Below are 25712 nucleotides of genomic sequence, written 5' to 3' on the forward strand. Positions count from 1 at the left end.
ATCTAACAGAGGTATGTATGAATCAAGGTAAACAATTCTGGATTTCAGCCTTGTTATCTTCGCTAACCATGGCGCTGATCATGTCTGGGGTTCTTTCTGGCGCAAAGATGGGCTTTAGCGCCCAGTGGCCGACTGTTTGGCTGAGCAGCTTTCTTATCGCTTGGCCTTGTGCTCTGGCATTGAACCTGACGGTTCTTCCAAAAGTTCGTAAGCTATCGCAATGGTTAGCTTGCTAGAAGGTGCAAAGCTGATACCGCTGAATGGTCAATCTTTCAAATGAAGCTGAGCAGTATTTTAATAAGTGAGCTAAAACACTGTTCATAGTGAAATGCTACACCTTCTCCCTTCGGTCGCCGATAACCCGCGCCGGATTGCCCGCCACAATGGCATAGTTGGGGACATCTCTGGTGACGATGCAGCCCATGCCAATGACGGCGCTGTCGCCAATGGTGATGCCATCGACGATGCCAACCTGCGCGCCTATCCAGACATCTTTGCCTATGACGACCCCCTCAGAGGTGACACTTTGCTGGTAGATAGGTTGATCCGGGTGCATTCCATGGTTGAAGGCGTAGATAGTGACGTTATTGGCGATACGGGTCTGGTCGCCTATGGTGATGCCGGCGCGGCCGCCGTCCAGGGAGCAGCCGTGGTTGATTGCAACCTCATCGCCTAAGGTGATGGGACCATGGAGAAAGCTGTCGGCGGCTATCATACATAGATCGCCGACCTGGATACCTCTGCCCGGTTCGGCGAACAGATTGACCTCGGGAGCGATGAAACAGTTCTCTCCGAATGAGACGGTCTCCAATGCCATAAAGTCGGCCTGAACCTGCTCCTGCCAAGGCTTTGCCCAGCTCAGGAGTTTAGGTTTGAGGCTGAAATAGAGCCAGGGCATATGAGAGAGCCGTTTCTTATGCTGGCTCTGATAATCGGGTGTATTCAAAGTGCTACCTGTCGTTCCTCATTACACTGACACGCCAGATTTAATCTCATGTACCAGGATGCGTTCATCGATGACATGCCAGAGAATATCGAGATCAAACAGGGCGACCTGATAAAGCTTAGGATCGGCTTTTGACTTCTTATAAGCCGGGCGGGGATCTTGTGCCAACACCCCAATGATAAGCTCCTCGAGGCGTGGATACTGCTCCAACTTGCTGTAACCCAGCAGCTGCGCTTTGGCTTCTTGGGTAAACGATACATCAATCAAATGTGGCGCTTCGTGTGCGATGCCGCCCAACGCATCGGGCTGAGAGTCAGAGAAGGGGATATAGGGTTTAATATCGATAATCGGTGTGCCATCGAGTAGATCCATACCTGAGATCTCTAAGATAACGCTGCCCTTCTTTTGATGGATCTTATGCAGCTTAACCACCGACTGACCAATACCATTGGGTCTGAAGGTCGAGCGGGTAGCAAAGACCCCCAGTTTTTCATTGCCTCCGAGGCGAGGCGGTCTGACGGTGGTCTTCCAGCCCTGAGACAGATTTTCATGAAAAGAGAAGAGTAACCAGAGGTGAGAGTACTGCTCTAATCCCCTCACGGCATCGATATGATTATAGGGGGCTTGCAGCTCGACGAAGCCCCGAGCCGAAGGCACGAGCCCAGGCTGTCTCGGAATACCGAATTTTTGCTTATAGGGAGTGCGGCAGAAGGCCACCGCCTCAATTTGACAGTTAAAAGTCATATTTTTACAGATCACAGTGTTGGACTAAGAATGCATCGAATCGGTTTTGGACCGGCTCAATTATTTGTCTGTTTCAGGTGTCTTAATCGCTTGTCCTACGCAGATAGCTCTGCTGATACACGCCTGACTTTTCTCTTCGAATACCATACACTTCTTGATTAGAATCGCATTGGCACCTTTATCGGCGGCGGCCCTTCTGGCAAGAGTGCGAGCCTCACTTATCGAGGCGGGGGCGTCGTTGACGCTCTCCTGGCAAGTTTCACCTTCGACTAAGCCGATAATCTCGTAAGGCACTGAGGGATGGGTATTGCCTTCAAACACGGCGACATCCGATGCTTTAAAGTAATCGTCGATAGCTTCACCATCGAGGTTAGTATTGAACTTATAGTCGCCGGCACATGCGCTGAGAAGTAAAACTAAGGGGGCAATCAAAAGCGTTTTCATAATTCAGGCCTGTCATTATAAACGTGGGTTGGAAGCTGTGTTTTTTGGCAATTTATGATTTTAAATCATTAAGATCGGAGTCAAACAAGCGCTTAACCTGTTATGACTCCTTCGAGGTAGAATTCTATCGCTTTAGGTACTTTTGATAAAGCTGTTGTTGCCGATTATTTAGATCGACGTCCCTGCCATCGATATAGACCTTTACGATCTTAGTCACCATAGGGTCGAGAATGTCGCCACCAGAGATAACCAGGTTGGCTCTATACCCGACGGCGATAGCGCCCATATCCTCTACACCTAATATCTTAGCCGCATCGAGCGTGACACTTTTAAGGGCTTCCTCCTTACTCAGCCCGTACGCGACCGTTTGTCCTGCTGCCAAGGGTAAATTTCGGCTGTTCCAGTCGGATGAGAAACCCAATGCAAATGGGACCTGCGCCTGTTTGAGCAGGGCGGGGATTTTAAAACTCATCTCTATGGGTTCATCTTTACGCATCGGCAAGCTTAGAGTTCGAGTATAGATCACTTTTGCGCTTATCTCGTTTAAAAGATCCGCGAGTCGCCAGGCATCATATCCGCCAACGATAATTAACTTAAATTGATAGCGTTTTGCCAGAGCGGCGGCTTCCTCGATCTGTTTCTGCGTGTCGGCGTGGACAAACAGCTGAGCCTCTCCCCGATAGAGCGGCAGCATTGATTGCCAGCGCATATCGAGCTTACTCTTTGTCTCGGCTTTATGGGTCAGGTAGTAGCGATAACCGTCGGTGAATGCCTCCGATATCAGAGAGACCCGATCTTGGTAATCTTTTCTTTGTTCCTCTCTTTTTTTCGTATCACTGGGTAGAGGTTTGAGTCTGGGCCAATATAGGTGAAAGGCTGTCTGTGTCGGCACAATCGCCTCTTCGACGGTCCAACTATCCAGCGATACCAGAGCCGATTGACCGGCTAAACTTTCCCCCCGGGGGACAATCTGAGCGTGAGTGATGCCATTGACTCTGACGGTCGGGATGATCTCCGAATCCGGGTTAAAGGCGGTCAATGCCTCGAGTTGCGGGTTAATTTCACCGACCTCACGGCTGTCATTACTCGGGCGCATCATCTCAACTTCGACTAAGCCTAAACTGGTATCCAGCGCGATGAGTCCCGGGTAGATATGTTTCCCGCTGGCATCATAAACTGTCGCCTCGGGAGCGAGGAGCTCCTTGCCGATGGCCATTATCTTGCCATCTTCTATTAACAGGTCACTGTCGGCCTTTACCCCATCGACGGCCGTGTGAATCGTGGCATGCTTAAAGAGGATCGCGGATGTCTGAACCGGCGCAGGTAAAATATCATGGGCCTGAGTTGGCATGGTGAATGCGCTCAGCATGAGTAAAGGCAGAGCTAAAGTACTTCTCAAGGCCCAGGATAAGTTTAGGTAAGTTTTAGTGTGTCCGTTTATCATAGCTAGCCCCTTCCTTGGCTGGATTGTTTCCAAACATCGAACTGAGTATCACAATGCCATTCGGGCTCGCTCTTATCTTCGATGATCTCTCCGGGCGGGAGTGTACTTTCGCTCTCTTCACTGGATAATATCTTTTGAATGAGCTGGGCTCTTTCGGCTGCAATGGACTGCTGCGCCAGCTTATCCTGTTTGCGGTCAAAATAAGGTTTACCCTGGATCCAGGTTGACTCAACCTTAGCGTAAACCGATAAGGGGTTGTGATCCCACAGTACAATATCCGCCTGCTTGCCCTTAGTGATCGACCCTAAATCGGTGTCTACTCCTAGTTGTATAGCAGGATTAATCGTAACCATTTTCCACGCATCTTCGGCGGACATATCACAATACATCATAGATTTGGCCGCCTCCTGATTTAAACGTCGCTGCATTTCGTAGTCATCAGAGTTAATGCTGGTGAGAACGCCTTTGTTCTGCATCAGACAGGTGTTTTGAGGGATCGCATCATAGACCTCAAATTTATAGGCCCACCAGTCGGAGAAGGTCGACGCTGATGCGCCGTGGTCGGCCAACTCATTTGCGACCTTATATCCCTCGAGAATATGGGTGAAGGTTTTGACTTTAAAGTCGTACGCTTCGGCTAAGCGCAGAAACATTAAGATCTCCGATTGTACATAGGAGTGAATATGAACATCTCTTTGTTGATCGAGTACTTCGACTATTGCCGCTAATCGATAGTTAGGCTTAGGTGCAATGTGATTGCGCTTTTCACTACTTCTGAGGCGTTTATAGGCTTTAAGCTCCTGTTGATAGGCACGGGCCTCATTAAATGCCTCACTGAAGAGAGACTTGACCCCCATACGGCTCTGAGGAAAGCGGCGGGTAAACTTGTCGCCCCAGTTACTCTGTTTAACGTTTTCACCTAAGGCGAACTTAATACTGGCCGGCGCCTCAGTGTATTTGAGGTTTGCTGCACTCTCGCCCCATCGCATCTGAATCACCTGTGCCTGCCCACCGATAGGATTGGCGCTGCCATGTAATAGTTGAGCCGTGGTCACACCGCCGGCTAGTGCACGGTAGATGGCGATATCATCGGGATTAAGGATATCCCCGATGCGAACCTCAGAGGTAATAGCGTCTGAGCCTTCGTTGGTGCCGCCATTGATGGCGATATGCGAGTGTTCATCGATAATACCTGCCGTCAGATGCTTACCGCTTGCATCGATAAACCGGTAACCGGATGGGGTGGACAGGTTTTTACCCAGACGCTCAATTTTGCCCTGGGAGATAAGCAGATCAGTATCTTCCAGTATCCCCTGTTCATCGGAGGTCCAGATGGTGGCGTTGCTGATATGAAGCTTCTCTGAACTAACTGAGCCCTCTATACCATAGGCGACATTAGGTTTAGTGAGCCTGGAGATGAGGGAACTCTCAGGTTTATCCTCAGCAAGTGGCGCAGCGATAACCTGTTCTGTGGGTATTCCAGCTATCGGTGTTAGGGTGTTGTGCTTGTCCAGCATACGTCCACGCAGTCCCTGACTATCGAACCATAGCGTAAATCGGTTGACCCCTTCGAATCCGGCGTCGCTCATTTCGGCCGTAAAGTTGAGTCTTTTATCGTGATAGGAGATGTTCGATAGCGTTATCTCCTGTTCGCCGCTGGAAAGCGTGCCGGTAATTTTATCACTGTCGGCTTCGCTATTATCTAACATGAGATCCAGCGTCAGCTCGCCAATTTGGATCTGGTAGGTTAAATCCAATAGATGACTGTTACGGGCAATGAGCTGCTGCTCATCACCTTGCAGCCATACGCTGTGTATGGAGCCATCTTTAAACAGGTTGCCCTTTGAGATGACCAGATCGGCCATATAGCCGGGTTTTAATCGGCCACTGAAGTCTGCGATGCCGGCTATCTCTGCTGCTTCGGTCGTTAATGCGGCTAATGCCGCATCTTCACTAAGGCCATACTCAATAGCCTGTTTAAGCCTCGGCCAGAAAGCATCGCTTTTAATACCATATTGAGTTAAAGCGAAGGGCACCTTGGCGCGCTCAACCGTCATCGGATTAGCCGGAGCGCGATCCCAATGTCTCATCTTTGCCAGTGAAACCTCCCTTTCTGCATCATCGTCACCGACCTCGGGCGCTGCAGTAAAGTTCAGAGGCAAAATTAAACCGTAAGAAAATGCACTGAGTTCATCAATACGCGCATATTCTTTACCGTTTCCTAATAGTGTGGCCTTGAGCTCATGATCGATTGAAATTTGAGCGGCTCTTAGTTGGTCGTTTAGATTATCGGTATCGAAGACGATCTGCTCATTTTCGATATTTGAAAGTTTATCTAAGGCATTATTAAATTCGACAATGTTATTTCCGGTTTTAGAAAATGATTTGCTCTTATTCTCTTTATACCAAGTGGCATCGGCTAAGGTTTGCCTAATAAGCGCAATGCTTCCCATTAATGATGTGGGGTAGTCTTGGGGGGAACTGCCTTTATCGAATGCTAAGAAATGAGCCGAATTCGAGCGATATATTATTTCATTCGCCGTTTTATCAGCTAGAGATAATGTAACGCCCTGACCGCGGAATATTCCATCCTGATAGCTGCTTTGTACACTTGTGAAACCATTGTTTATCCATTTGTTAGCTTGTTCACTATTAGGGTGAACATAGTTAAACCACTCTTTTTCTGAATGAATTGCCCCATTTTTGGCGTTGCCGCCTATACGCTTTATTTCATAAATGGGTGATGTGGCTTCAACTTTAGGATATTCAAACTCGATGCCGTAATCGGTAAAGGGGTCAATAAAGCCGGGGTAGACGGTATAACCTTTTAAGTCGATAACATATGCCTGTGAAGGCACCTTATTATTTTTAATTATCTCGATAATCTTATTGTTTTCGATTAGAAGTGTCGCATCATCGAGTATCTTACCGGGTTCTATCATGAGCCTGGCATGGGTGAGCGCCGTTATTTTAGGAGTATTATCAGTTAGTTGGTCATTTGCTTCCACTGCGGAGACATAGGGAAGTACTAAAGCCGCGAGTATGATTATTGTTTTTATTTTGCGATTCATAGTAGGGTTTATATCGATAAACGAAACATGAGGGAAAGGTTATCTTAATCTTTATGTAAACACCAATTACACATGGTGTTTTAACTTAATAAAAAAACGCTTCTTAGAGGCATAAAAAAACCGGCCAGGCCGGTTTAATATAGAATGTACTGATGTAAGGTTAGATGAGGAAGTCATCCATGTTACGGCCTTTATCGAGTTCATTTTTAAATACAGTCGGCATACGGCCTTGGCCAGTCCAGGTGATGGTCTCACCATTAGCATCGATTGTATATTTAGCCGGACGAGGTGCGCGCTTCTTAGGAGCAGGTTTAATAGCAGCAGTACCTAGATCGTCAATCGATAACCCAACAGCTTCCATCTGCTTACGGATTTCATCGATTTTAGCATTGCGGTCAGCCATTGCAGCATTAACAGCTTCAGCTTCTGATTCTCTTTCCGAGATAATTTTATCGAGCTTGACGGCTAATTCTTTTAAATCTTCAACAGACAGTTCTTTGACTGCGGCTTTAAAACGACGGCCATGAGTTAGTATTTCAAGAAAATCGCTCATAATTATTGGGGTCCAATTAATAAAAGTAAGTAACAGGTATTTCTGATGGATAATAATAGGAATTAATAGAGCAAGTATCAAATAGTATTTGTATTTATTGCTCAATAATTAAATATATCATATAAACGGCTCATATTTTGATTATTTAAATAACCAAAAGTAACCAAAAATAACCATTTTGAACAAAGCCTGCCTCAAAAATACAAACGGTCGTTTGAATCGCTGTTGACGTTAACGTTAACAGCACGTAAAGTGAGTCTACTTAAGTGTAGGTTCACCCCTACACCCAACTCCGCTAGAATATGACGTAAAGGAAGCCCTATGAAAGTATTGGTGCCAGTTAAGCGCGTCGTTGATGCTAATGTAAAAGTCAGGGTTAATGCTGACAATACAGGTGTCGATACCGCAAATTTGAAGATGGCGATAAACCCTTTCTGTGAAATTGCTGTAGAGGAAGCCGTACGCTTAAAGGAGGCCGGAGTGGCTTCTGAAGTTGTTGTGGTTACTGTGGGCCCTAAAGCGGCTCAAGAGCAGTTACGTACCGCTATGGCTTTAGGTGCGGACCGAGGCGTTCATATTGAAACGGATGAGGAGTTGGTGCCTCTGTCGATAGCAAAATTACTTAACGCTGTGCAGAGTAAAGAAGAAGCACAACTTATTATCTTAGGTAAGCAATCTATCGATGGTGATAATAACCAAACTGGTCAGATGTTGGCAGCCTTAGGCAAGATGCCCCAAGCTACGTTTGCTTCAGAAGTTAAGGTTGAGGGAGGTCAGTTAGCTATCACCCGTGAGATAGACGGTGGATTGCAAAGCATTACTCTGCCGCTTCCAGCCGTCGTTACTGCCGATCTGCGTTTGAATGAACCGCGTTATGCCAAGCTTCCTAATATAATGAAAGCCAAACGTAAGCCGTTAGAGACCCTCTCTATTGATGACTTAGGGGTAAGCCTGAAGTCTCATCAAAAAGTATTGAAAGTGACACCACCTGCCGAGCGTAAAGGTGGTGTGATGCTTGCGTCTGTTGCAGAGCTTGTTGAAAAGCTGAAAAATGAAGCGAAGGTGATCTAATGGCAATTTTAGTAATAGCAGAACATGATAATGCCAGTTTAAAACTGGATACTGCCAAAGTTGTTGCCTGTGCTCAGGCTATCGGCAGTGATGTGGATGTGTTGGTTGCCGGACACGAATGTGACGCCGTTGTTGAAGCGACCACTAAGCTGTCTGGTGTTAGAAGTGTGCTGGTTGCCGATGCGGCCGTGTACGCTAACGCTTTTGCAGATAATACTTCTGAGCTGATCGTAGGCATAGCTTCAGACTATGAACATATTTTGGCTGCGGCGACGAGTCACGGCAAAGATATACTTCCTCGTGTTTCGGCGCTTTTAGATGTGGCTCAACTGTCAGAGGTCGTCGAGGTGGTTAGCCCTGATACTTTTGTTCGTCCAATCTATGCGGGTAGTGCAATGGCTACTGTGCAGAGTCTTGATGATAAGAAAGTGATGACGGTGCGCTCTAGTGCATTCGATGCCGTGGCTAACGATGGCGCCGCTGTGACGGTATCAATCGAAAAAGTCAGTGATTCACTATCTCAGTTTGTATCCCAGAGCCTGACAGAGTCCGAACGTCCGGAACTGGGTGCCGCTTCTGTGGTGGTATCGGGTGGTCGTGGCTTAGGTAGCAGTGATAACTTCGCTATTTTAGAGCAGCTTGCCGATAAACTGGGTGGCGCATTGGGCGCATCTCGTGCGGCCGTTGATGCGGGTTTTGTTCCCAATGACCTACAAGTGGGTCAAACGGGTAAAATTGTCGCGCCGGATCTCTACATTGCGGTGGGGATCTCCGGTGCCATTCAGCACCTTGCCGGCATGAAAGATTCAAAAGTTATTGTCGCAATCAATAAAGATCCTGAAGCGCCAATTTTCCAAATTGCCGATTACGGTCTGGAAGCCGATCTTTTTGAAGCGGTTCCACAACTGCTTGAACTCATCTAGATATGTGAACGCGGTGTAACGTGCAGGTTGCCAGTGCATTAATTTGCGCTAAATAAGCGTGAACTCGATCACATTGAGCGGCTTTGGGGTAGAATCCTCAAAGCCGCTTATGTTTTTATGACCTTCACGTTTTTTGGAGCCATTCCAATTAACGTCCTGAGAAGTAGAGGTGCATTAAATATCAGTAGTGATAGTCAGGGTGATTCCGTTTATCTATCATGAAAGGATTTGATGCCGAAGTAGTAAAACATATCAAGGTTTACTGCTGGGGCTGTCATCGAATAGGTGCGGCACTGCCATAGTATTTCTTATCCGGAAGATAAGAAGATTTTATACCTTTTAACATAGGGTATTGCTATGGAGCGCTACTGATAGGACAGGTGTTTTCTGTGATATTTCTAGTATCCCACCAGTTCAGTCGCCCTCCATTCGTACTTAAAACGAAGAAAAGACATCAATGACAACTTTAAGTTATGCCGATTCGGCACTTTCATTGCTACCTCCTGTGGTTGCGATTTTGCTGGCGATTTTTACTCGTCGGGTTTTATTCTCTTTAGGGATAGGAATTTTACTGGGTGCGGTATTGATCACCGACTTTTCGGTGATGAGTTCCGGTCAGTATCTGGGTGAGCAGGTAGTAGGGCTCTTCTGGGATGATGGCAGCATCAATAGCTGGAACATCTATCTGTTAGGCTTCCTTATTTTACTGGGCATGATCACGGCTCTCATCACGGTCAGTGGTGCAGCTAAGGCCTTCGCCGATTGGGCTCGCACTAAGATAAGAAATAAACGCGATGCAAAATTACTGACCATGTTCTTAGGTTGCGTCATCTTTATCGACGACTACTTTAACAGCCTGGTCGTGGGTAGCGTTGCCAGACCCTTAACGGACAGGTATTACATATCACGCAGTAAGTTAGCTTATCTGCTTGATTCTACTGCCGCACCTATTTGCGTTATCTCACCAGTTTCCAGCTGGGGTGCCTATATCATAGCGCTGATCGGCGGTATCTTAACGGCGCATGGTTTTACCGACTCCGGGCATCTGAGTGTGTTTATCCAGATGATCCCGATGAACTTCTATGCCATCTTCGCTCTTTTATTGCTGCTCTGTGTCGCCTTTATGGGGCTCGATATCGGTCCTATGCGCCAACATGAGCTCAATGCACAAAAAGGTAACCTTTATGATGAAGCTAAAGGGTTACCACCAGGAGCCAACACAGATCTACCCGAGGCCGATAATGGAAAAATCTTAGGTCTGTTCCTGCCTATTACCGTGCTGGTTTTTTCGACTTTTTACTTTATGGTCAGCAGCGGTGGCGATGCATTAGCAGACAAGGGGCTAGAGTTTAGCCTTCTGGGCGCATTTGAAAATACAGATGTGGCATCTTCACTATTTTTCGGTGCTGCAGTCGGTCTCGCATCTACACTCGCATTAGTGCTTATCCAGGGACTGAATAAGTCATATATCCTTCAGGGGATGGTTGCCGGCGCACGCTCTATGTTGCCCGCTATCTATATTCTTCTTTTTGCCTGGACGATTGCCGGGGTGATTGGTCAGCTCGAAACGGGTAAGTATATGGCAAGCTTAGCGACGGGTAATATTCCCTTTGCACTGCTGCCAGCCGTGTTATTTGTGCTTGCAGGACTGACGGCTTTCTCGACTGGAACGAGTTGGGGGACATTTGGTATTATGTTGCCGATTGCTGCAGATATGGCGATGGGAACACATACCAACATGATGTTACCTATGTTGGCATCGGTACTCGCCGGGGCGGTATTCGGGGATCACTGTTCACCCATCTCCGATACCACGATTCTCTCATCGACAGGGGCAAACTGTCACCATATCGACCACGTGATCACTCAGTTGCCTTATGCCTTGATTGTTGCGGCGATAAGCTTAGCCGGTTACACAGTACTGGGGTTCACCGAGTCTTTAGCCGCAGGTTTAGTTACCTGTAGCATCTTGTTTGTCATCACGATTATAGTGCTTAAGATTAAAGTGAATAGGAGAGCCTGATAAGTTAAGGCTATCGGTTTTAACACTATCGGTGATAAATGCTGAATATAAAGAAAGCCACTCATAATGAGTGGCTTTCTTGTATTTGATGGCGGGTTATATCTATAGGTATAACCCGCCCATTCTTTAGCCGATCATTCGTGGTTACTTGTCCAGGCCGCGGCGTTTAAGCAGGGCCTCGGTTGTCGGCTCTTGTCCCCTGAATGCTTTGTAAGCTTCCATTGGGGCGACACTGTTACCGACCTCTCTGATCGTCTTACGGAATTTCATGCCTATTTCACGATTTAATCCGCCTTGAGTTTGAACATAAGCGAAGGCATCGGCGGCGAGGATCTCACTCCACATGTAAGCGTAATAGCTCGACGAGTAACCGCCGGGGAAGGCGTGAGCAAAATATGTTGATTTGTAGCGAGGTGGAACCGCCGGCAGGTCTACACCATGCTTTTTCAACGCGGCGGCTTCGAAACTGACGACATCCTGCAATGGCGCTCCGGCTTTAAGTGAATGCCACTCTAGATCCAACAGGGCGGCCGACATATATTCTAATGTATCGAAGCCTTGATTGAAGCTGCGAGACTTTAACAGTTTATTGAGCAGATCTTCGGGGATAGACTCACCTGTTTCATAGTGTTTAGCATAGTTTGCCAGCACTTTTGGGTGGGCGGCCCAATCTTCTTCGAATGTCGATGGGAATTCGACAAAATCACGGGATACAGCGGTGCCGGATAAACTGGGGTAGGTGACGTTCGAGAACATGCCATGGGTGCCATGTCCCATCTCATGGAACATGGTAGTGACCTCATCATAACTGACGAATGTCGGCTCACCCTCGGGGGCTTTTTTTATGTTCATCACATTGACGACAACGGGTTTACTGTTCAATAAGCCAGATTGAGTGACGAATGAGCTCATCCAGGCACCACCACGCTTTCCTTCCCGTGCGAAGTGATCGGCGTAGAAGATGGCCATGCTGCTGCCATCGTGATCAAACATCTCGTAGGCCTTTACATCCGGATGATAAACCGGCAGATCCGGGCGAGGCTTGAATGTGACGCCATAGAGCTCCTCTAGGGTGAAAAATACGCCATCTTTGAGTACGCGATTAAATTCGAAATAGGGTTTTATCGAGTCACCGTCGAGATCAAATTTCTCTTTACGTACCAGTTCGGCGTAATAAGCCCAATCCCACGGTGATAATTCAAACTCGCCACCGGTTTTGGTTATCATGGCTTGAATATCGTCGGCTTCTTTCTGCGTGTTGGCGATGACGGCTGGAACCATAGAGCCAAACATCTTATAAACGGCTTCCGGGGTCTTAGCCATCTGAGGCGTTAAGCGATAGTCTGCCCAGCTTTTATAGCCAAGTAACTCGGCACGCTCTGAGCGCAACTGCGCCAATCTGGCCACTAAACTGGCGGTCTCATTCTCACCACTGAGGCCACGGTTCGATGACAGCTCCCATACCTTTTGGCGCAGCTCTCGGTTATCGAGTTGAGACAGTACAGGTTGGCGTGTGGTGTTGGTGATGTTGAGCTGGTATTTATTGGTGTGGCCATTTGCATCGGCGTCAGCCTTGGCGGCCCTTATTGCACTTTCAGACAGGCCTGCTAGCTGCTGCTTATCATCGATAACCAAGGCTATCTCTTTTGTCATGCGCATCAAGCGCTGTGCAAACTCATTGGTCAGTGTCGATTGTTCCTCATTGAGGACGCGGATCTGCTGTTTTTGACTATCGGTGAGTTTTGCTCCGGCCATCACGAATCTTTGGTGATACTTCTCTATCAGCCTTATCGATTCTGGCGTCAGTTCGAGTGCATTGCGAGATAAGTAGAGGCTGTCAATTCGTTTAAACAGTTTGGTATTAAGATTGATGTTGTCAGAATGAGCCGCCATCTTAGGGGCCATCTCACCTTGAATGGCTCTGAGGGTCGGGTTGCTGTTCGAGCCGGCTAAATTATAGAACACTTTTGACGTGCGATTTAATAGCTCACCACTCGTTTCTAAAGCAACTATGGTGTTGGCAAACGTCGCTGGCTCGGGGTTGTTAGCAATCTCAAGGACTTGTTGGTAATGCTCTGTTATTCCCTGTTCTAATGCCGGCTGAAAGTGCTCATCTTTTATCTGGCTGAAGTCAGGCGCTTGATATTGAAGAGTGCTGGCTTGAAACAGTGGGTTCTCTGTTTGTAATCCTTGGGTTTGTGTATCAGATGCTGCAGCTTGTTGAGTCGTTGCGGTGCCAGAGCAGGCACTCAAAGTCAGTGCTGCGGTAATCGTAACCGCGAGTAAAGTTTTTTGCATGAATCAAATATTTCCTTTTAGTTTTTTTCCAATCTAGCAATTGTTTCTTAAACGCATCTGAAATTGCATGGATGTTGGTTTTGATTAATTTTCTCATACCAAATGATTTAAAATTGGTAGAAGTTTGTAGGTATTTAAAGTCATTCGTTGCAGGGTTATCATAATACGGTTTGGCAGACATTAAGTTGATGCACAGCATACTGTGACCTGATTCAGCGTGATTTTGTGGAAGTAAAAGTGTTAAGATATTGCAGAATTTAAGCACAAGGGATATCAGTTTTGGCGCAACTTTATTTTTATTATTCGGCGATGAATGCCGGTAAATCAACTTCTTTATTGCAGTCTTCTTATAATTACCGCGAACGCGGGATGAATACCTTAGTGATGACGGCCTCTATCGATGATAGATATGGAGTGGGTAAAGTCGCGTCAAGGATCGGGATAGAGACCGAGGCTCAGGTGTTTGCAAGCGGCGATAATCTGGCCAACATGATTGAAGCTGCACTCGAAGAGCAGCAACTGCATTGTATCTTAATTGATGAGTCACAGTTCTTAAGCAAAGAACAGGTTAGGCAGTTAACTCACGTCGTCGATAACTTGGATATTCCCGTCCTGTGCTATGGCCTCAAAACCGACTTTCAGGGCGAGCTTTTCACCGGTAGTCAATATCTGGTCGCATGGGCGGATAAGTTAGTCGAACTTAAGACTATCTGTCACTGTGGCCGCAAGGCGAACATGGTTGTGCGCCTCGATGGTGACGGCAAGCCTATGCAGGAAGGCGAGCAGGTGGCGATAGGCGGTAATGAGAGTTATGAGTCTGTCTGTCGTAAACACTTCAGAGAGTTTCTTTGGGACTAGCATAATGTGAGTGCTTATAGGCGGCAATGGTAGTTACGCGATTCTAAGTGCCGTTGTAAACACTTCAGAGAGTTTCTTTGGGATTAAGCGAAAGTCACGAGCTACGAGCTACGAGATGTAAGCTGTAAGCTGTGAGTAATATATAAACAACGGGGAGATGAGGTGACTTATCTCCCCGTTTTAATCTAATTTAGACAGCAAGAAGCGGACCTCATCACGGGTGTCATCTATCGCATCAACGACCGCTACGGCGCTCGATTCACTGTCTGTCATCGTTTGCCAGTTAGCCTGCCACTCCTGTTTTAGCTGTTTCGCCGAATCTTTGATTTCTGCTTCGGTTATCATGCTTAAATCGGCAATCAAGTTGACCTTAATCCAACCTTTTCTTGGGTTTCCGGCCACTGTATCTTGATCATAATGCGCGGCGTAGACGATCCCTTCGAGCTCGGAAAGTTGCAACAAAAGCTCGAAACTTGCCGAGCGCATATTACTGTTGTACTCACTGATCTCCATACGCCAGACATTGTAGCTGAATCCCACCAGGGCAAATAACATACTGAACACGGCGGTGATTTGAAAAATGGATATTTTCTGGTCACCTTGCAGGTTGAGTCTCATGTGAGTCCCCTTAGAATAGTTTTCATAACGGACTTTCTTTTAATCGAGTTAAAACATACATCAAACTAAGAGAGTAGTTAAACCTGTCTGATTTATCTATGAGTACTCAAGAGGTAAATTAAAGGAAGTTGAACAATTATTTCATTTTCTGCGGTCTATTTTTAATGCCAGAGGGCTAAAGCTCGAGACTCACTTACTTAAATAGGCAAAAGGGAAAATATGAGATTGGTGAAAAGTGTACTGCTCTTCATTTTATTCACCGGGACACTTCAAGCGGCAGATGCCGTCAAGTCCGCGCCGGATTTTAGCTTATTAGATCCCGAGGGAGGGCTGCATACCTTAGCCGAATATAAAGGTAAGCCTCTTATCATTCATTTTTGGGCAACCTGGTGCCCCTATTGCAAGAAACTACAGCCGGGGCTGGATCAATTAGCGCAGGACTATCAAGACACAGATCTACAAGTGTTAGGCATAAGCTTTAATGAGGATGAGGGGGCTTTGCCTGCCGAAACCTTAATATCGCGTGGGATCCATTTCCCGACGCTTATCTATGGTGAACCAGCCGCTAGAGATTACGGCGTATTGGGAACCCCAACTACTTTGTTTATCAATCGGAGCGGGGAGATCGTCTGGACAACGAATATCTCAAATCCTATTGACCCCAACCTAAAAGCGGCGACTGAGTATATTTTAAAGTACTAGCAATCATCGGTGACGGCGCGAATATAATAGCTATAGGCCGGAACCGGAGAGCGATATTCGACGTGGCATTTGAACTTCTCATTTTGAATGTCGGCTAACTTGTCGGCAAATTTTTTGGGGATGGCAGCAAATGAACCGTTAGCACCGATTCCGAATACAAAATCGTCAATGGATAATCCCATAACTGTCTTGAAGTTATCCCCTACTATGGTATTGCTTTGAGAGGTGCCTTTGGACATTGGATAACCATCTGATACGTACAACCGCGTGCCGGAGACATCGACAAAGTAGTATCCGATTTTTGAGTCCCAGTTGGGGTGACCGTTACAGTCATGTGAGCAATCGCGTACATCGGCGATGCCATCGATCTGGGTCTTGCTGTGCACTATCTGATTCATCGAGGCGATAGAACCTGCCACGCCTTCGAGGCTCGATGCCTGCGCTTCGTGGCTCAAAGAGAGAAACTTAGGCGCTGCGATAACACTTAATATGCCCAGAATGATGATCACTATGACCAATTCAATCAGGGTAAAACCTTGCTGTAGTTTATTCGAGCTCACAATCGTATATTTCATATTACTAATGATGGGCGAAATATACTGAAATTCAACTGACCACACAAGTAATCTTCAGAGTATTTAACGAGTAAAACATCAATAATTTCAATGTGTAAATGATTAACGGTTGTTTTGCGCTCAATTGGTTTCTGGTTGGTTATCGCTTGGTGTAAGAGTGGTGTTTGTTGGTTTTGAATATGTTATTGATGTTGAATGTGAACGTTTTTTTATCAATAACTTTACCTCGTATTGTGAATTTAGCCATCACGCGATGTAACCCTTTGATACGTTTGTAAGCCTGAGGGGCTAGGTCAGAGGGGCTAGGTCAGAGGGGCTAGGTCAGAGGGGGTAGGTGCTAGGTTGATAGGGGAGGCTGAGCTAAAACAAAAAATGGCGTGGCTCATAGGTTAACGAATGAGCCAAGCCTTTGCTATTATACCAATCGGTATTAGGCTAGATTAGAAGCGCATCTCAGGCACTTCTACCGGGATGATAAGCTTACCGGCTGTCTTAGCTACTATCTCTTCAACCGATACGCCAGGAGCGCGCTCTAATAGATGGAATGCGCCGTCTTTGATCGCCATGAAGGCCAGATCGGTTAGCACGCGTTTAATGCAGCCAAAACCCGTTAATGGCAATTCGCACTTAGGCAAGAGTTTCGAGTTACCCTTCTTATCTGCATGCATCATGGTCACGATAATATTGTCAGCGCCCGCGACTAAGTCCATGGCGCCGCCCATCCCTTTGATAAGCTTTCCGGGGATCATCCATGAAGCGATCGAGCCTTGCTCGTCAACCTCGAAGGCACCCAATACCGTGAGGTCTACATGACCGCCGCGGATCATGGCGAAGCTTTCGGCCGATGAGAAGAAAGAGGCGCCATCGACGGCCGTGACCGTTTGTTTTCCAGCGTTAATCAGATCTGCATCTATGGTCTCCTCGGTGGGAAATTCTCCCATGCCAAGTAAACCATTTTCTGATTGCAGCATGACTTCTATATCTTGGGGGATATAGTTCGCCACTAAGGTGGGAATACCTATACCTAAATTAACGTAAAAGCCGTCTTTAAGTTCCTGGGCTACACGTTGTGCGAGTTGTTCTCTGGATAATGCCATGATGTCTCCCTCCCTTTTAAAGAATAACCGGTGCGGCTTTAACGGTGCGTTGCTCGATACGTTTCTCAAACTTGCCCTGAATGACACGGTTCACGTAGATGCCGGGTGTGTGGATATGATCCGGGTCTAACTCTCCGGGCTCGACGATATGCTCTGCCTCAACCACAGTGATCTTGCCTGCCGTCGCCATCATGGGGTTGAAGTTTGCTGCGGTTTTACGGAAGACTAAGTTCCCCATGGTATCGGCTTTCCAGGCACGAACTAAGGCAAAGTCGGCGGTCAGTGAGGGCTCGAGCACGTAGTGGCGACCATCGATCTCTCGGGTCTCTTTCCCCTCGGCGATAGGTGTACCGTAGCCCGTTGCAGTAAAGAAGGCTGGGATCCCGGCGCCGCCAGCACGGATTTTCTCGGCCAAGGTACCCTGAGGAGTCAAAATCACCTTTAGTTGGCCCGATAACATCTGCTGCTCGAAGGTGGCGTTTTCGCCGACATAGGAGGCGATCATGGTATCGATTTGACGTGTTTTAAGCAGCAAGCCAAGGCCGAAATCATCGACACCGGCATTATTCGATATAGCGGTTAAACCAGTGACACCGGACTTAACCATCTGGGCGATCAGGCCTTCTGGTATACCACAAAGACCAAATCCACCGACCATGACGGTCATGTCATTACTTAAGCCTTTAAGGGCCTCTTCATAACTGCCGACAACTTTATTGAGTCCTGCCATTGTTCTTGTCTCCTTATTTGCCCATCGCTCGAGCGACCTTTGAGCCGGTTGTTTTGCCCAGTACCTGACTGATCCTGTTTCCTGCATTAACCAATGAATTGAGATCGATTCCGGTATCAATACCCAGTCCACGCAACATATAGACGAGATCTTCGGTGGCTAAGTTACCCGATGCGCCTTTGGCATAGGGGCAGCCACCGAGGCCCGCAACCGACGAGTCGATAACGCTCACTCCGGTTTCTAAACAGGCCAGAATGTTGGCCAGTGCCTGTCCGTAGGTGTCATGAAAGTGTAGTGCGAGTTTATCGACAGGAACCTTGCGGCTCACCTCTTCAACCATTTTTCGGGCATTATGTGGTGTGCCAACGCCTATGGTGTCACCGAGTGAAATTTCATAGCAGCCCATCTTGTAAAGGATTTCAGACACCCGCGCGACTTCACTCGAGGCGATATCTCCTTCATAGGGGCAGCCAAGCACACAGGACACATAGCCTCTGACCGGAACGTTAGCCGCCTGAGCCTGCTCTATGACAGGGATGAAGCGCTCTATCGACTCTTCGATGGAGCAGTTGATGTTGCGTTTACTAAAGCTTTGGGAGGCGGCACCGAATATGGCAACTTCGTCGGCGCCCGCGTCAAGGGCAAGTTCCAGCCCTTTCAAGTTTGGGGTCAGGGCGCTGTAGGTCACGGCGCTGCTTCGGTTGATGTTTTTAAGCACCTCTCCCGAGTCGGCCATCTGTGGTACCCACTTGGGGGAGACAAAGCTTGCGGCTTCGATACGCTTGATGCCTGCACTGGCTAAATCTTCTATTAAAATTATCTTGTCTTGGGTGCTGACACTCTTTTCGTTCTGTAACCCGTCACGGGCGCCAACCTCGAAAATACTTACCTGTTTCGGAAACATCTCAGGCCTCACTTTTTTCGGTTGGCGCTTCATTGGCTGTTACTTCGACCAGCAGGCTACCGTCGCTGACCAGTTCTCCCGGCTCGAAGAAGAAAGCTGTTATGATGCCGTCGAAGGGAGACTCGATGGTGTATTCCATCTTCATAGCTTCCATCACCATCAGGCCTTGCCCCGCGCTCACAACGTCACCTGTTTCTACTAAGTGGGTGACGATCGTGCCGTTCATCGGCGCCTTTAGTTTATCTTCCAGACACTCTTGCTCTTCATCTATTTCAGTTTGAATCGCTCGGAAGTGATGACTGGTCGAGTTAATAAACAGGGTGAAGTCATCGCCAGTCTGGCTGACTGGCACCTTGATTTTGTGACCACTGGTTTTTTGTGTGTCGCTACAGTCGCCATGGGCATGGTTTGAGATCTCTGCGTGCAGCATCTCATCCCTTAATTCGCCTTTTAACACTAAATGGCTGCCGTTAAGCTCGAATTGATAGAGGGATTGCTCACCCAATAAGGTTTCTGTGATCGTCAGATGTTGAATGTCGTGGTTGTCATCGAGTAGTGCAACATGATGCAGACTCGCGCTGTTCAGCCTGAACCCGCTAGCCGTGCCCCAGGGAGAGTAAGGGTCCTGGCTATTCACGGCACATGCTTTGGCTTCGACCTTGCGGGCACAAAGTTGATAAAGTGCTGCCAAGGCTAATGCCGTCTGTTCGTCACTCGACGCCATGCCGATAAGGGATTCACCGTAACGTTCGATAAAGTCGGTACTGAAATTGGCATCGCTGAAGGCTTTGTGTTCGGCGATATTGGCCAGAAACTCTATGTTGTGCTTCAGGCCGCTGATTTGGTAAGACTCTAATGAATGCACTAAACGTTGCAGTGCCCGAGGGCGCGACTCATCCCAAACGATAAGTTTGGAGATCATAGGGTCGTAAAAGTTACTGATCACATCATTTTCACGAATGCCCGAGTCGATGCGCACATGCTTATTCTGCTCCGGCTCGCGCAGGAAATTGAGTTTACCGCTGGCCGGCAAGAAATCGTTCTGGGGATCTTCGGCATAGATACGTACCTCAAAGGAGTGACCATGAATGCGCACCTCCTCTTGAGTGAGCGGCAGTTCACACCCACTGGCGACCATGAGTTGCCATTTCACTAAGTCTTGTCCTGTGACCATCTCAGTGACAGGATGTTCTACCTGAAGGCGGGTGTTCATCTCCATAAAGTAGAAGCTGCCATCGGTATCGAGCAGGAATTCGACGGTTCCTGCGCCTCGATAGTCGATAGCCTTGGCCGCTGCGACGGCGGCTTCGCCCATCTTGACTCTGAGTTCATCACTCAGGCCCGGCGCCGGTGCCTCTTCTACCACTTTTTGATGGCGGCGTTGTATCGAGCAGTCACGATCTGATAGGTAGATGCAGTTGCCCTGAGTATCGGCGAACACCTGTACCTCAACATGGCGGGGTTGACGCAGATAACGCTCCATCAGGAGCTTGTCGTTACCGAAAGAGGAGATAGCCTCCCGGCGCGCAGATTGGATAGCCTCGAGTACCTCATCGCTGCTTTCGACGATCCGCATGCCCTTACCGCCACCGCCATAGGCGGCCTTGATAAGCAGAGGAAAGCCCATCTTATTGGCTTCATCGACGAGCAGTTGATCCTCTTGTGCGTCACCGTGATAACCCGGGACCAGTGGCACATTGGCCGCGCCCATGATCTCTTTCGCCGCACTCTTGCTGCCCATCGAGTCAATCGCGTCGGCTGTGGGGCCCACGAAACTGATCCCCGATTGTTCACATAGCCTGGCGAAGTCTGCATTTTCTGACAGGAAGCCATAGCCGGGATGGATAGCCTGAGCACCTGACTTCTTGGCGATATCTATGATAGCTGAGGCTTTAAGGTAGGAGTCTGCCGGTGCGCTGCCACCGAGATAAAAGGATTCATCGGCCATGGCAACATGGCGAGCGTCGATATCGGCATCGCTGTAGAGGGCGACCGTTCGTACTCCCATGGCCTTGGCTGTTTTGATAATACGACAGGCAATCTCACCTCGGTTGGCGATTAGAAGTTTAGTAAACATTATTTAGCTCCTTGCGTATTATCGGTGCTGCTGTTCCATTGAGGAGTGCGTTTTTCGAAGAAGGCATTGAGTCCCTCTTGACCTTCATCCGATACCCGGATTTTTGCGATACGTTCACTGGTGTGATCTAAGGTGTCTTGATCTATCACCCCACCTTCGAGTCGGGACAGTAAGGTCTTTACCCACGCCATACCCTGTGGGCTATTACTGAGCAGATGACGAATTATCGGCTCTGCAGCGCTTTCAAGGTCGTTGTTAATTTCGTGGACCACCTGCAGATCCTGCGCCTTTGCTGCATCGAAACGTTCGGCGGTCAACATGTAACGTCTTGCGGCGCGTTGCCCCATAGCGCGGGTGACATAGGGGCTAATCACCGCTGGAATCAAGCCCAGTTTGACTTCGCTCAGGCAGAAGCTGGCCCTCTCATTAGCGATGGCGATATCACAACAACAGATGAGTCCTAATGCACCACCGAAGGCAGCACCCTGCACTAAGGCTATCGTAGGTTTAGGAAACTTATCGAGTAGTGACATGAGTTTAGCCAACTCGTTAGCATCATTCAGGTTCTGTTCGAAATCCATCTTTGCCTGTTTGCGCATCCAGTTAAGATCCGCGCCCGCGCTGAAACTCCTGCCGTTCGCCTTTAGCACCAGAACCTGACAGGCGGGATCCTCGGCAAAGTATTCTAAGGCGCTTATCATCTCGCCTATCATCACCTCATCGAAGGCGTTATGTTTGTCGACGCGGTCGAGTATCATTTCGCCGACACCCTTGCTGAGTGTGCAGGTGACATAATTAAGCGTACTGGAAAATTCGGTTGTCATGGCTGAGCCGTCCATTGTTCTTCTAACCTGTTTATCTTAAATCTAGCTATCTGAAACATCGCGGCGCCTACTAAAGCGCGGCGAATTTCACTCTCGGTACTTTATCAGGGTTATCATTAGGGCTTATCAGCAGGCAGCAGACTGCCTGCTTCATGATCACATACGGAATACACCGAATTTAGTCTCTTCAATCGGTGCATTTAACGCCGCAGAGAGAGCTAAGCCGACGACATCACGGGTTTGCGCCGGGTCGATGATACCGTCATCCCACAGGCGTGCGCTGGCGTGATAAGGATGGCCTTCCTTGTCATATTGTTTGACTATCGGCTCACGGAACTCTTGCTCCTCCTCGGCCGACCACGAAACCCCTTTACGTGCTAAGCCATCCCTGCGAACGGTGGCGAGTACCCCTGCGGCTTGCTCACCCCCCATCACAGATATTCTGGCATTGGGCCACATCCACATCATGGTTGGCTCAAATGCTCGTCCGCACATGCCATAGTTGCCCGCACCATAACTGCCACCGATGATGACGGTGAATTTAGGCACATTGGCGCAGGACACTGCGGTGACCATCTTGGCACCATGTTTAGCGATACCCTCATGCTCATACTTCTTGCCCACCATGAATCCCGTGATGTTTTGCAGGAAAAGCAGAGGGATCTTTCGCTGGCAACACAATTCGATGAAGTGAGCGCCTTTTTGAGCGGACTCGGAGAACAGGATGCCGTTGTTGGCGATGATACCGACGGGGTAGCCATGTATGCGGGCGAAGCCGCAGACTAAAGTGTTACCGTAGTTGGCCTTAAACTCATCGAAATCAGAATCGTCAACGACGCGCGCGATGACCTCTCTGACATCATAGGGCTTCTTCAGATCGGTACCGACAATGCCATACAGCTCATTGATATTGAACTTCGGCGGCTTGACCGGGCTTAATTGTGACAGGATCTCTTTTTGATGATTGAGTCGGGTGACGGCTTTGCGGGCAAGTTCGAGGGCATGGTCGTCACTGTGCGCCATATGATCGGCTACACCGGAAATTTTAGTGTGGACTTCGGCGCCACCCAGCTCTTCGGCGGTGACCTCTTCGCCGGTTGCCGCCTTTACCAGTGGTGGACCGGCCAGGAAGATGGTCCCTTGCTCTTTTACGATAATAGACTCATCGGCCATGGCGGGAACATAGGCACCACCTGCGGTGCAAAGGCCCATGACGACGGCTATCTGCGGGATCCCTTTGGCTGACATCTGCGCCTGGTTGTAGAAGATACGGCCGAAATGGTCACGGTCCGGGAAGACTTCATCTTGGCGGGGCAGGTTAGCGCCACCTGAGTCAACGAGGTAGATACAGGGGAGGTGACATCGACTCGCGATCTCTTGTGCTCGCAGGTGCTTCTTCACCGTGACCGGATAGTAAGTGCCCCCTTTGACAGTGGCATCGTTTGCGATGACCATGCACTCTACACCGCTAACACGTCCGATACCGGCAATGATGCCCGCCGATGGCACCACATCTTCATAGAGTTCAAATGCGGCAAACTGTGACAGTTCAAGAAAAGGTGAGCCAGGATCTAATAGCTTTTCGACTCGCTGACGAGGGAGAAGCTTACCACGGGAGAGATGACGTTCGCGGGCGACGATGCCACCTCCCTGTTCAATCTCGATAAGCTTTAATTTAAGATCTTGAACAAGGGCCGCCATGTCTTCATGTTTCGCCTTAAATTCATCGCTGCGGGTATTAATTCGACTGCTTAGTTGACTCACTATTTCAATCCTTTTTAAGCTGAAATCCAACACCTTACGGGCTGTTTAATCGCCCGTAAGTGAGATAGTCCTATTTAGATTCGTTGAAGAGTTCACGGCCTATCAACATGCGACGAATTTCCGATGTGCCGGCACCAATCTCATAGAGTTTGGCGTCGCGCAGCAATCGGCCTGTCGCGTAATCGTTGACGTAACCGTTTCCGCCCAGGAGTTGAATGGCGTCGAGTGCCATCTTAGTGGCGAGCTCGGCCGAATATAAAATGGCACCGGCGGCGTCTTTACGCGTTGTCTCACCGCGATCACAGGATTTTGCCACGTTGTAGATATAAGATTTTGCGGCGTTCATGCCGGTGTACATATCGGCCAGTTTGCCTTGTACCAGTTGGAATTGGCCTATGGATTTACCAAACTGCTCACGCTCGTGAATGTAGGGGATGACGATATCCATACAGGCGTTCATGATGCCTAACGGACCGCCGGATAGCACTACGCGCTCGTAGTCCAGACCACTCATTAACACTTTAACGCCGTTATTGAGCCCGCCAAGAATATTCTCTTCGGGGACCTCACAGTCTTCAAAGACGAGTTCGCAAGTGTTAGAGCCGCGCATGCCAAGCTTGTCCAGTTTTTGTGCTGTGCTGAAGCCTTTGCTGTCGCGTTCGACGATAAAGGCGGTAATGCCATGAGCGCCTTTATCGAGATCCGTTTTTGCGTAGATAACATAGGTATGGGCATCGGGGCCGTTAGTGATCCACATCTTGTTGCCATTAAGGATATAGCGGTCACCCTCTTTACGGGCATGTAGTTTCATCGAAACTACATCTGAACCGGCATTGGGCTCGCTCATCGCCAGGGCACCAATGTGTTCACCTGTTATTAGCTTTGGGAGGTACTTGGCTTTCTGAGCCGCATTACCGTTGCGGTTGATCTGGTTGACGCAAAGGTTAGAGTGCGCTCCATAACTTAAACCAATAGAGGCCGACGCTCGTGAGATCTCCTCCATGGCAACGACGTGGGCAAGGTAGCCCATATCGGCACCACCATACTCTTCAGAGACGGTGACACCGAGTAGCCCCATATCACCGAGAACCGGCCAAAGTTCATTAGGAAAGGCGTTATCGAGGTCGGTTTTAGCGGCTAATGGTGCGATTTCATTGGCGGCAAACTGTTGGACTGCATCGCGCAGCATATCGACGTCTTCGCCAAGGCCAAAATTGAGAGATGAGTAGAGTAGAGTCATTGCTTGTGTCCTATCAATTTTTTAAGGTAATTACGTATTTATTATTTTTATCGTAATGAGTTAGATTTTATTATTAGAATATTTTTCAGTATTTATTTTTATGGTATTTGTTTAAGTGTTAGTTTTTATGGTATTGATTTTTAAGGTGTTGGTAACACCCAGCAAAGATTTAGCCTTGCTGTTTATCTAACGCCGCACGACACTGCTGTTCGGCGGAGTTTAGCTCCATCAATACCACCTTGATGTCATCCATCTGCTGTTGCAGTGAAGACTTCTTGTCTTCGACGAGATCTAACATGGTTTGAAGTTGTGAGCTGCTGTTCTTATCAGCATCGTAAAGTTCAAACAGACGGCGCGTTTCGGCCAGCGAAAATCCCAGACGTTTGCCTCGCAGGATCAACTTAAGGCGAACTCTGTCCTTCAAGCCGTAGATACGCGTTTGACCACGACGTTTAGGTTTAAGTAACCCCTGATCTTCATAGAAGCGAATACTCCGAGTCGTAATATCGAACTCTTTAGAGAGGTCGCTAATGGAGTAAGTGGTTTGTGGACTTTGATTCTCGCTCATGAATAACACCATAAAATTTAACTTATCTGAAACGATATATGAAGTTTACGTAAAGGTAAAGCTGGGGGCGATAGTTTCTGATTCCATGAGTGTCATATGTTCTGAACATAACAAAGACGCAGTCCTTTGTTGTTTGGTGGCTGGTTGTTGATTTTTAACTGTTTTTTGTTGGTTTGATTATTCTTTTCAACACTGCGGTTAGACTTTGGTTTAGGTGCCCTCCCTCCTCGGTCTGTGA

At 48.1% G+C, this 25712-nt stretch carries 23 protein-coding genes and 1 riboswitch; of the genes, 6 read left to right on the forward strand and 17 right to left on the reverse strand.

Going from position 1 to position 25712, the window contains the following annotated elements:
* Positions 1-17 precede the first annotated feature (17 nt).
* Positions 18-236: a DUF2798 domain-containing protein gene (locus tag EKG38_RS13240; RefSeq protein ID WP_126520716.1), complete on the forward strand. Its 219-nt coding sequence runs from the start codon at positions 18-20 to the stop codon at positions 234-236.
* Between the two features lie 95 nt (positions 237-331).
* Here the strand turns inward: EKG38_RS13240 and EKG38_RS13245 are convergent, their stop codons facing one another.
* The 6 genes from EKG38_RS13245 to EKG38_RS13270 form a co-directional block, all read right to left on the reverse strand.
* On the reverse strand, positions 332-898 hold the full coding sequence (locus EKG38_RS13245) for an acyltransferase (RefSeq protein ID WP_246033169.1): 567 nt from the start codon (positions 896-898) through the stop codon (positions 332-334).
* Between the two features lie 69 nt (positions 899-967).
* The gene (gene tsaA / locus EKG38_RS13250; protein ID WP_126520718.1) at positions 968-1690 is read right to left on the reverse strand and encodes a tRNA (N6-threonylcarbamoyladenosine(37)-N6)-methyltransferase TrmO; all 723 of its coding nucleotides are present in this window, start codon (positions 1688-1690) and stop codon (positions 968-970) included.
* A 60-nt stretch (positions 1691-1750) separates the two neighbouring features.
* Positions 1751-2134 (reverse strand): Rcs stress response system protein RcsF, encoded by a 384-nt coding sequence (gene rcsF, locus EKG38_RS13255; RefSeq protein ID WP_012141788.1) that lies wholly within the window; start codon positions 2132-2134, stop codon positions 1751-1753.
* A 124-nt stretch (positions 2135-2258) separates the two neighbouring features.
* A complete protein-coding gene (locus EKG38_RS13260) occupies positions 2259-3578 on the reverse strand; it encodes an amidohydrolase family protein (RefSeq protein WP_126520719.1) in 1320 nt (439 codons plus the stop codon).
* Positions 3579-3580: 2 nt separating this feature from the next.
* Entirely contained in the window at positions 3581-6649 is a 3069-nt protein-coding gene (locus EKG38_RS13265) for an amidohydrolase family protein (protein ID WP_126520720.1), read from the reverse strand.
* A gap of 160 nt (positions 6650-6809) precedes the next feature.
* Positions 6810-7202 (reverse strand): H-NS histone family protein, encoded by a 393-nt coding sequence (locus EKG38_RS13270; protein ID WP_012141791.1) that lies wholly within the window; start codon positions 7200-7202, stop codon positions 6810-6812.
* Between the two features lie 321 nt (positions 7203-7523).
* Between EKG38_RS13270 and EKG38_RS13275 the strand changes: the two genes are divergently transcribed.
* From EKG38_RS13275 to EKG38_RS13285, 3 genes are all read left to right on the forward strand, one after another.
* Positions 7524-8273, forward strand: coding sequence for an electron transfer flavoprotein subunit beta/FixA family protein (locus tag EKG38_RS13275; protein ID WP_126520721.1), 750 nt, complete (start codon positions 7524-7526; stop codon positions 8271-8273).
* Positions 8273-9196, forward strand: coding sequence for an electron transfer flavoprotein subunit alpha/FixB family protein (locus EKG38_RS13280; RefSeq protein WP_126520722.1), 924 nt, complete (start codon positions 8273-8275; stop codon positions 9194-9196). The genes EKG38_RS13275 and EKG38_RS13280 overlap by 1 nt, the downstream gene beginning before the upstream one ends.
* Before the next feature lie 156 nt (positions 9197-9352).
* Positions 9353-9572, forward strand: a riboswitch (Lysine riboswitch).
* 81 nt (positions 9573-9653) lie between these two features.
* Positions 9654-11219, forward strand: coding sequence for a Na+/H+ antiporter NhaC family protein (locus EKG38_RS13285; protein ID WP_126520723.1), 1566 nt, complete (start codon positions 9654-9656; stop codon positions 11217-11219).
* 144 nt (positions 11220-11363) lie between these two features.
* Here EKG38_RS13285 and EKG38_RS13290 read toward each other — a convergent pair whose 3' ends face one another.
* Complete coding sequence (locus EKG38_RS13290; protein ID WP_126520724.1) at positions 11364-13517, reverse strand: M3 family metallopeptidase; 2154 nt, start codon at positions 13515-13517, stop codon at positions 11364-11366.
* A 279-nt stretch (positions 13518-13796) separates the two neighbouring features.
* Between EKG38_RS13290 and EKG38_RS13295 the strand changes: the two genes are divergently transcribed.
* Positions 13797-14375 carry a thymidine kinase gene (locus EKG38_RS13295; RefSeq protein WP_126520725.1) on the forward strand — a complete coding sequence of 193 codons (579 nt, stop codon included), beginning with the start codon at positions 13797-13799 and terminating at the stop codon, positions 14373-14375.
* A 180-nt stretch (positions 14376-14555) separates the two neighbouring features.
* On the opposite strand, the gene EKG38_RS13300 is transcribed toward EKG38_RS13295, so the two are convergent.
* The gene (locus tag EKG38_RS13300; RefSeq protein ID WP_126520726.1) at positions 14556-14993 is read right to left on the reverse strand and encodes a hypothetical protein; all 438 of its coding nucleotides are present in this window, start codon (positions 14991-14993) and stop codon (positions 14556-14558) included.
* Positions 14994-15212: 219 nt separating this feature from the next.
* Here EKG38_RS13300 and EKG38_RS13305 point away from each other — a divergent pair, with 219 nt between their 5' ends.
* A complete protein-coding gene (locus tag EKG38_RS13305) occupies positions 15213-15695 on the forward strand; it encodes a TlpA family protein disulfide reductase (RefSeq protein ID WP_126520727.1) in 483 nt (160 codons plus the stop codon).
* On the opposite strand, the gene EKG38_RS13310 is transcribed toward EKG38_RS13305, so the two are convergent.
* The 9 genes from EKG38_RS13310 to EKG38_RS13350 form a co-directional block, all read right to left on the reverse strand.
* On the reverse strand, positions 15692-16255 hold the full coding sequence (locus EKG38_RS13310; protein WP_342775843.1) for a prepilin-type N-terminal cleavage/methylation domain-containing protein: 564 nt from the start codon (positions 16253-16255) through the stop codon (positions 15692-15694). The genes EKG38_RS13305 and EKG38_RS13310 overlap by 4 nt on opposite strands.
* A gap of 455 nt (positions 16256-16710) precedes the next feature.
* Complete coding sequence (locus EKG38_RS13315) at positions 16711-17367, reverse strand: 3-oxoacid CoA-transferase subunit B (protein ID WP_126520729.1); 657 nt, start codon at positions 17365-17367, stop codon at positions 16711-16713.
* A 16-nt stretch (positions 17368-17383) separates the two neighbouring features.
* Positions 17384-18097: a CoA transferase subunit A gene (locus EKG38_RS13320; RefSeq protein ID WP_126520730.1), complete on the reverse strand. Its 714-nt coding sequence runs from the start codon at positions 18095-18097 to the stop codon at positions 17384-17386.
* Positions 18098-18110: 13 nt separating this feature from the next.
* The gene (locus EKG38_RS13325; protein WP_126520731.1) at positions 18111-19001 is read right to left on the reverse strand and encodes a hydroxymethylglutaryl-CoA lyase; all 891 of its coding nucleotides are present in this window, start codon (positions 18999-19001) and stop codon (positions 18111-18113) included.
* Between the two features lies 1 nt (position 19002).
* Entirely contained in the window at positions 19003-21078 is a 2076-nt protein-coding gene (locus EKG38_RS13330; protein ID WP_126520732.1) for an acetyl/propionyl/methylcrotonyl-CoA carboxylase subunit alpha, read from the reverse strand.
* Entirely contained in the window at positions 21078-21902 is an 825-nt protein-coding gene (locus tag EKG38_RS13335) for an enoyl-CoA hydratase-related protein (RefSeq protein WP_439332660.1), read from the reverse strand. The genes EKG38_RS13330 and EKG38_RS13335 overlap by 1 nt, the downstream gene beginning before the upstream one ends.
* A 156-nt stretch (positions 21903-22058) precedes the next feature.
* Positions 22059-23666 (reverse strand): carboxyl transferase domain-containing protein, encoded by a 1608-nt coding sequence (locus EKG38_RS13340; RefSeq protein ID WP_126520734.1) that lies wholly within the window; start codon positions 23664-23666, stop codon positions 22059-22061.
* Between the two features lie 70 nt (positions 23667-23736).
* Complete coding sequence (locus tag EKG38_RS13345) at positions 23737-24906, reverse strand: isovaleryl-CoA dehydrogenase (protein WP_126520735.1); 1170 nt, start codon at positions 24904-24906, stop codon at positions 23737-23739.
* 169 nt (positions 24907-25075) lie between these two features.
* The gene (locus tag EKG38_RS13350) at positions 25076-25474 is read right to left on the reverse strand and encodes a MerR family transcriptional regulator (protein ID WP_126520736.1); all 399 of its coding nucleotides are present in this window, start codon (positions 25472-25474) and stop codon (positions 25076-25078) included.
* Between the last annotated feature and the right edge of the window lie 238 nt (positions 25475-25712).

Source organism: Shewanella canadensis, assembly GCF_003966225.1.
GTDB lineage: Bacteria > Pseudomonadota > Gammaproteobacteria > Enterobacterales > Shewanellaceae > Shewanella > Shewanella canadensis.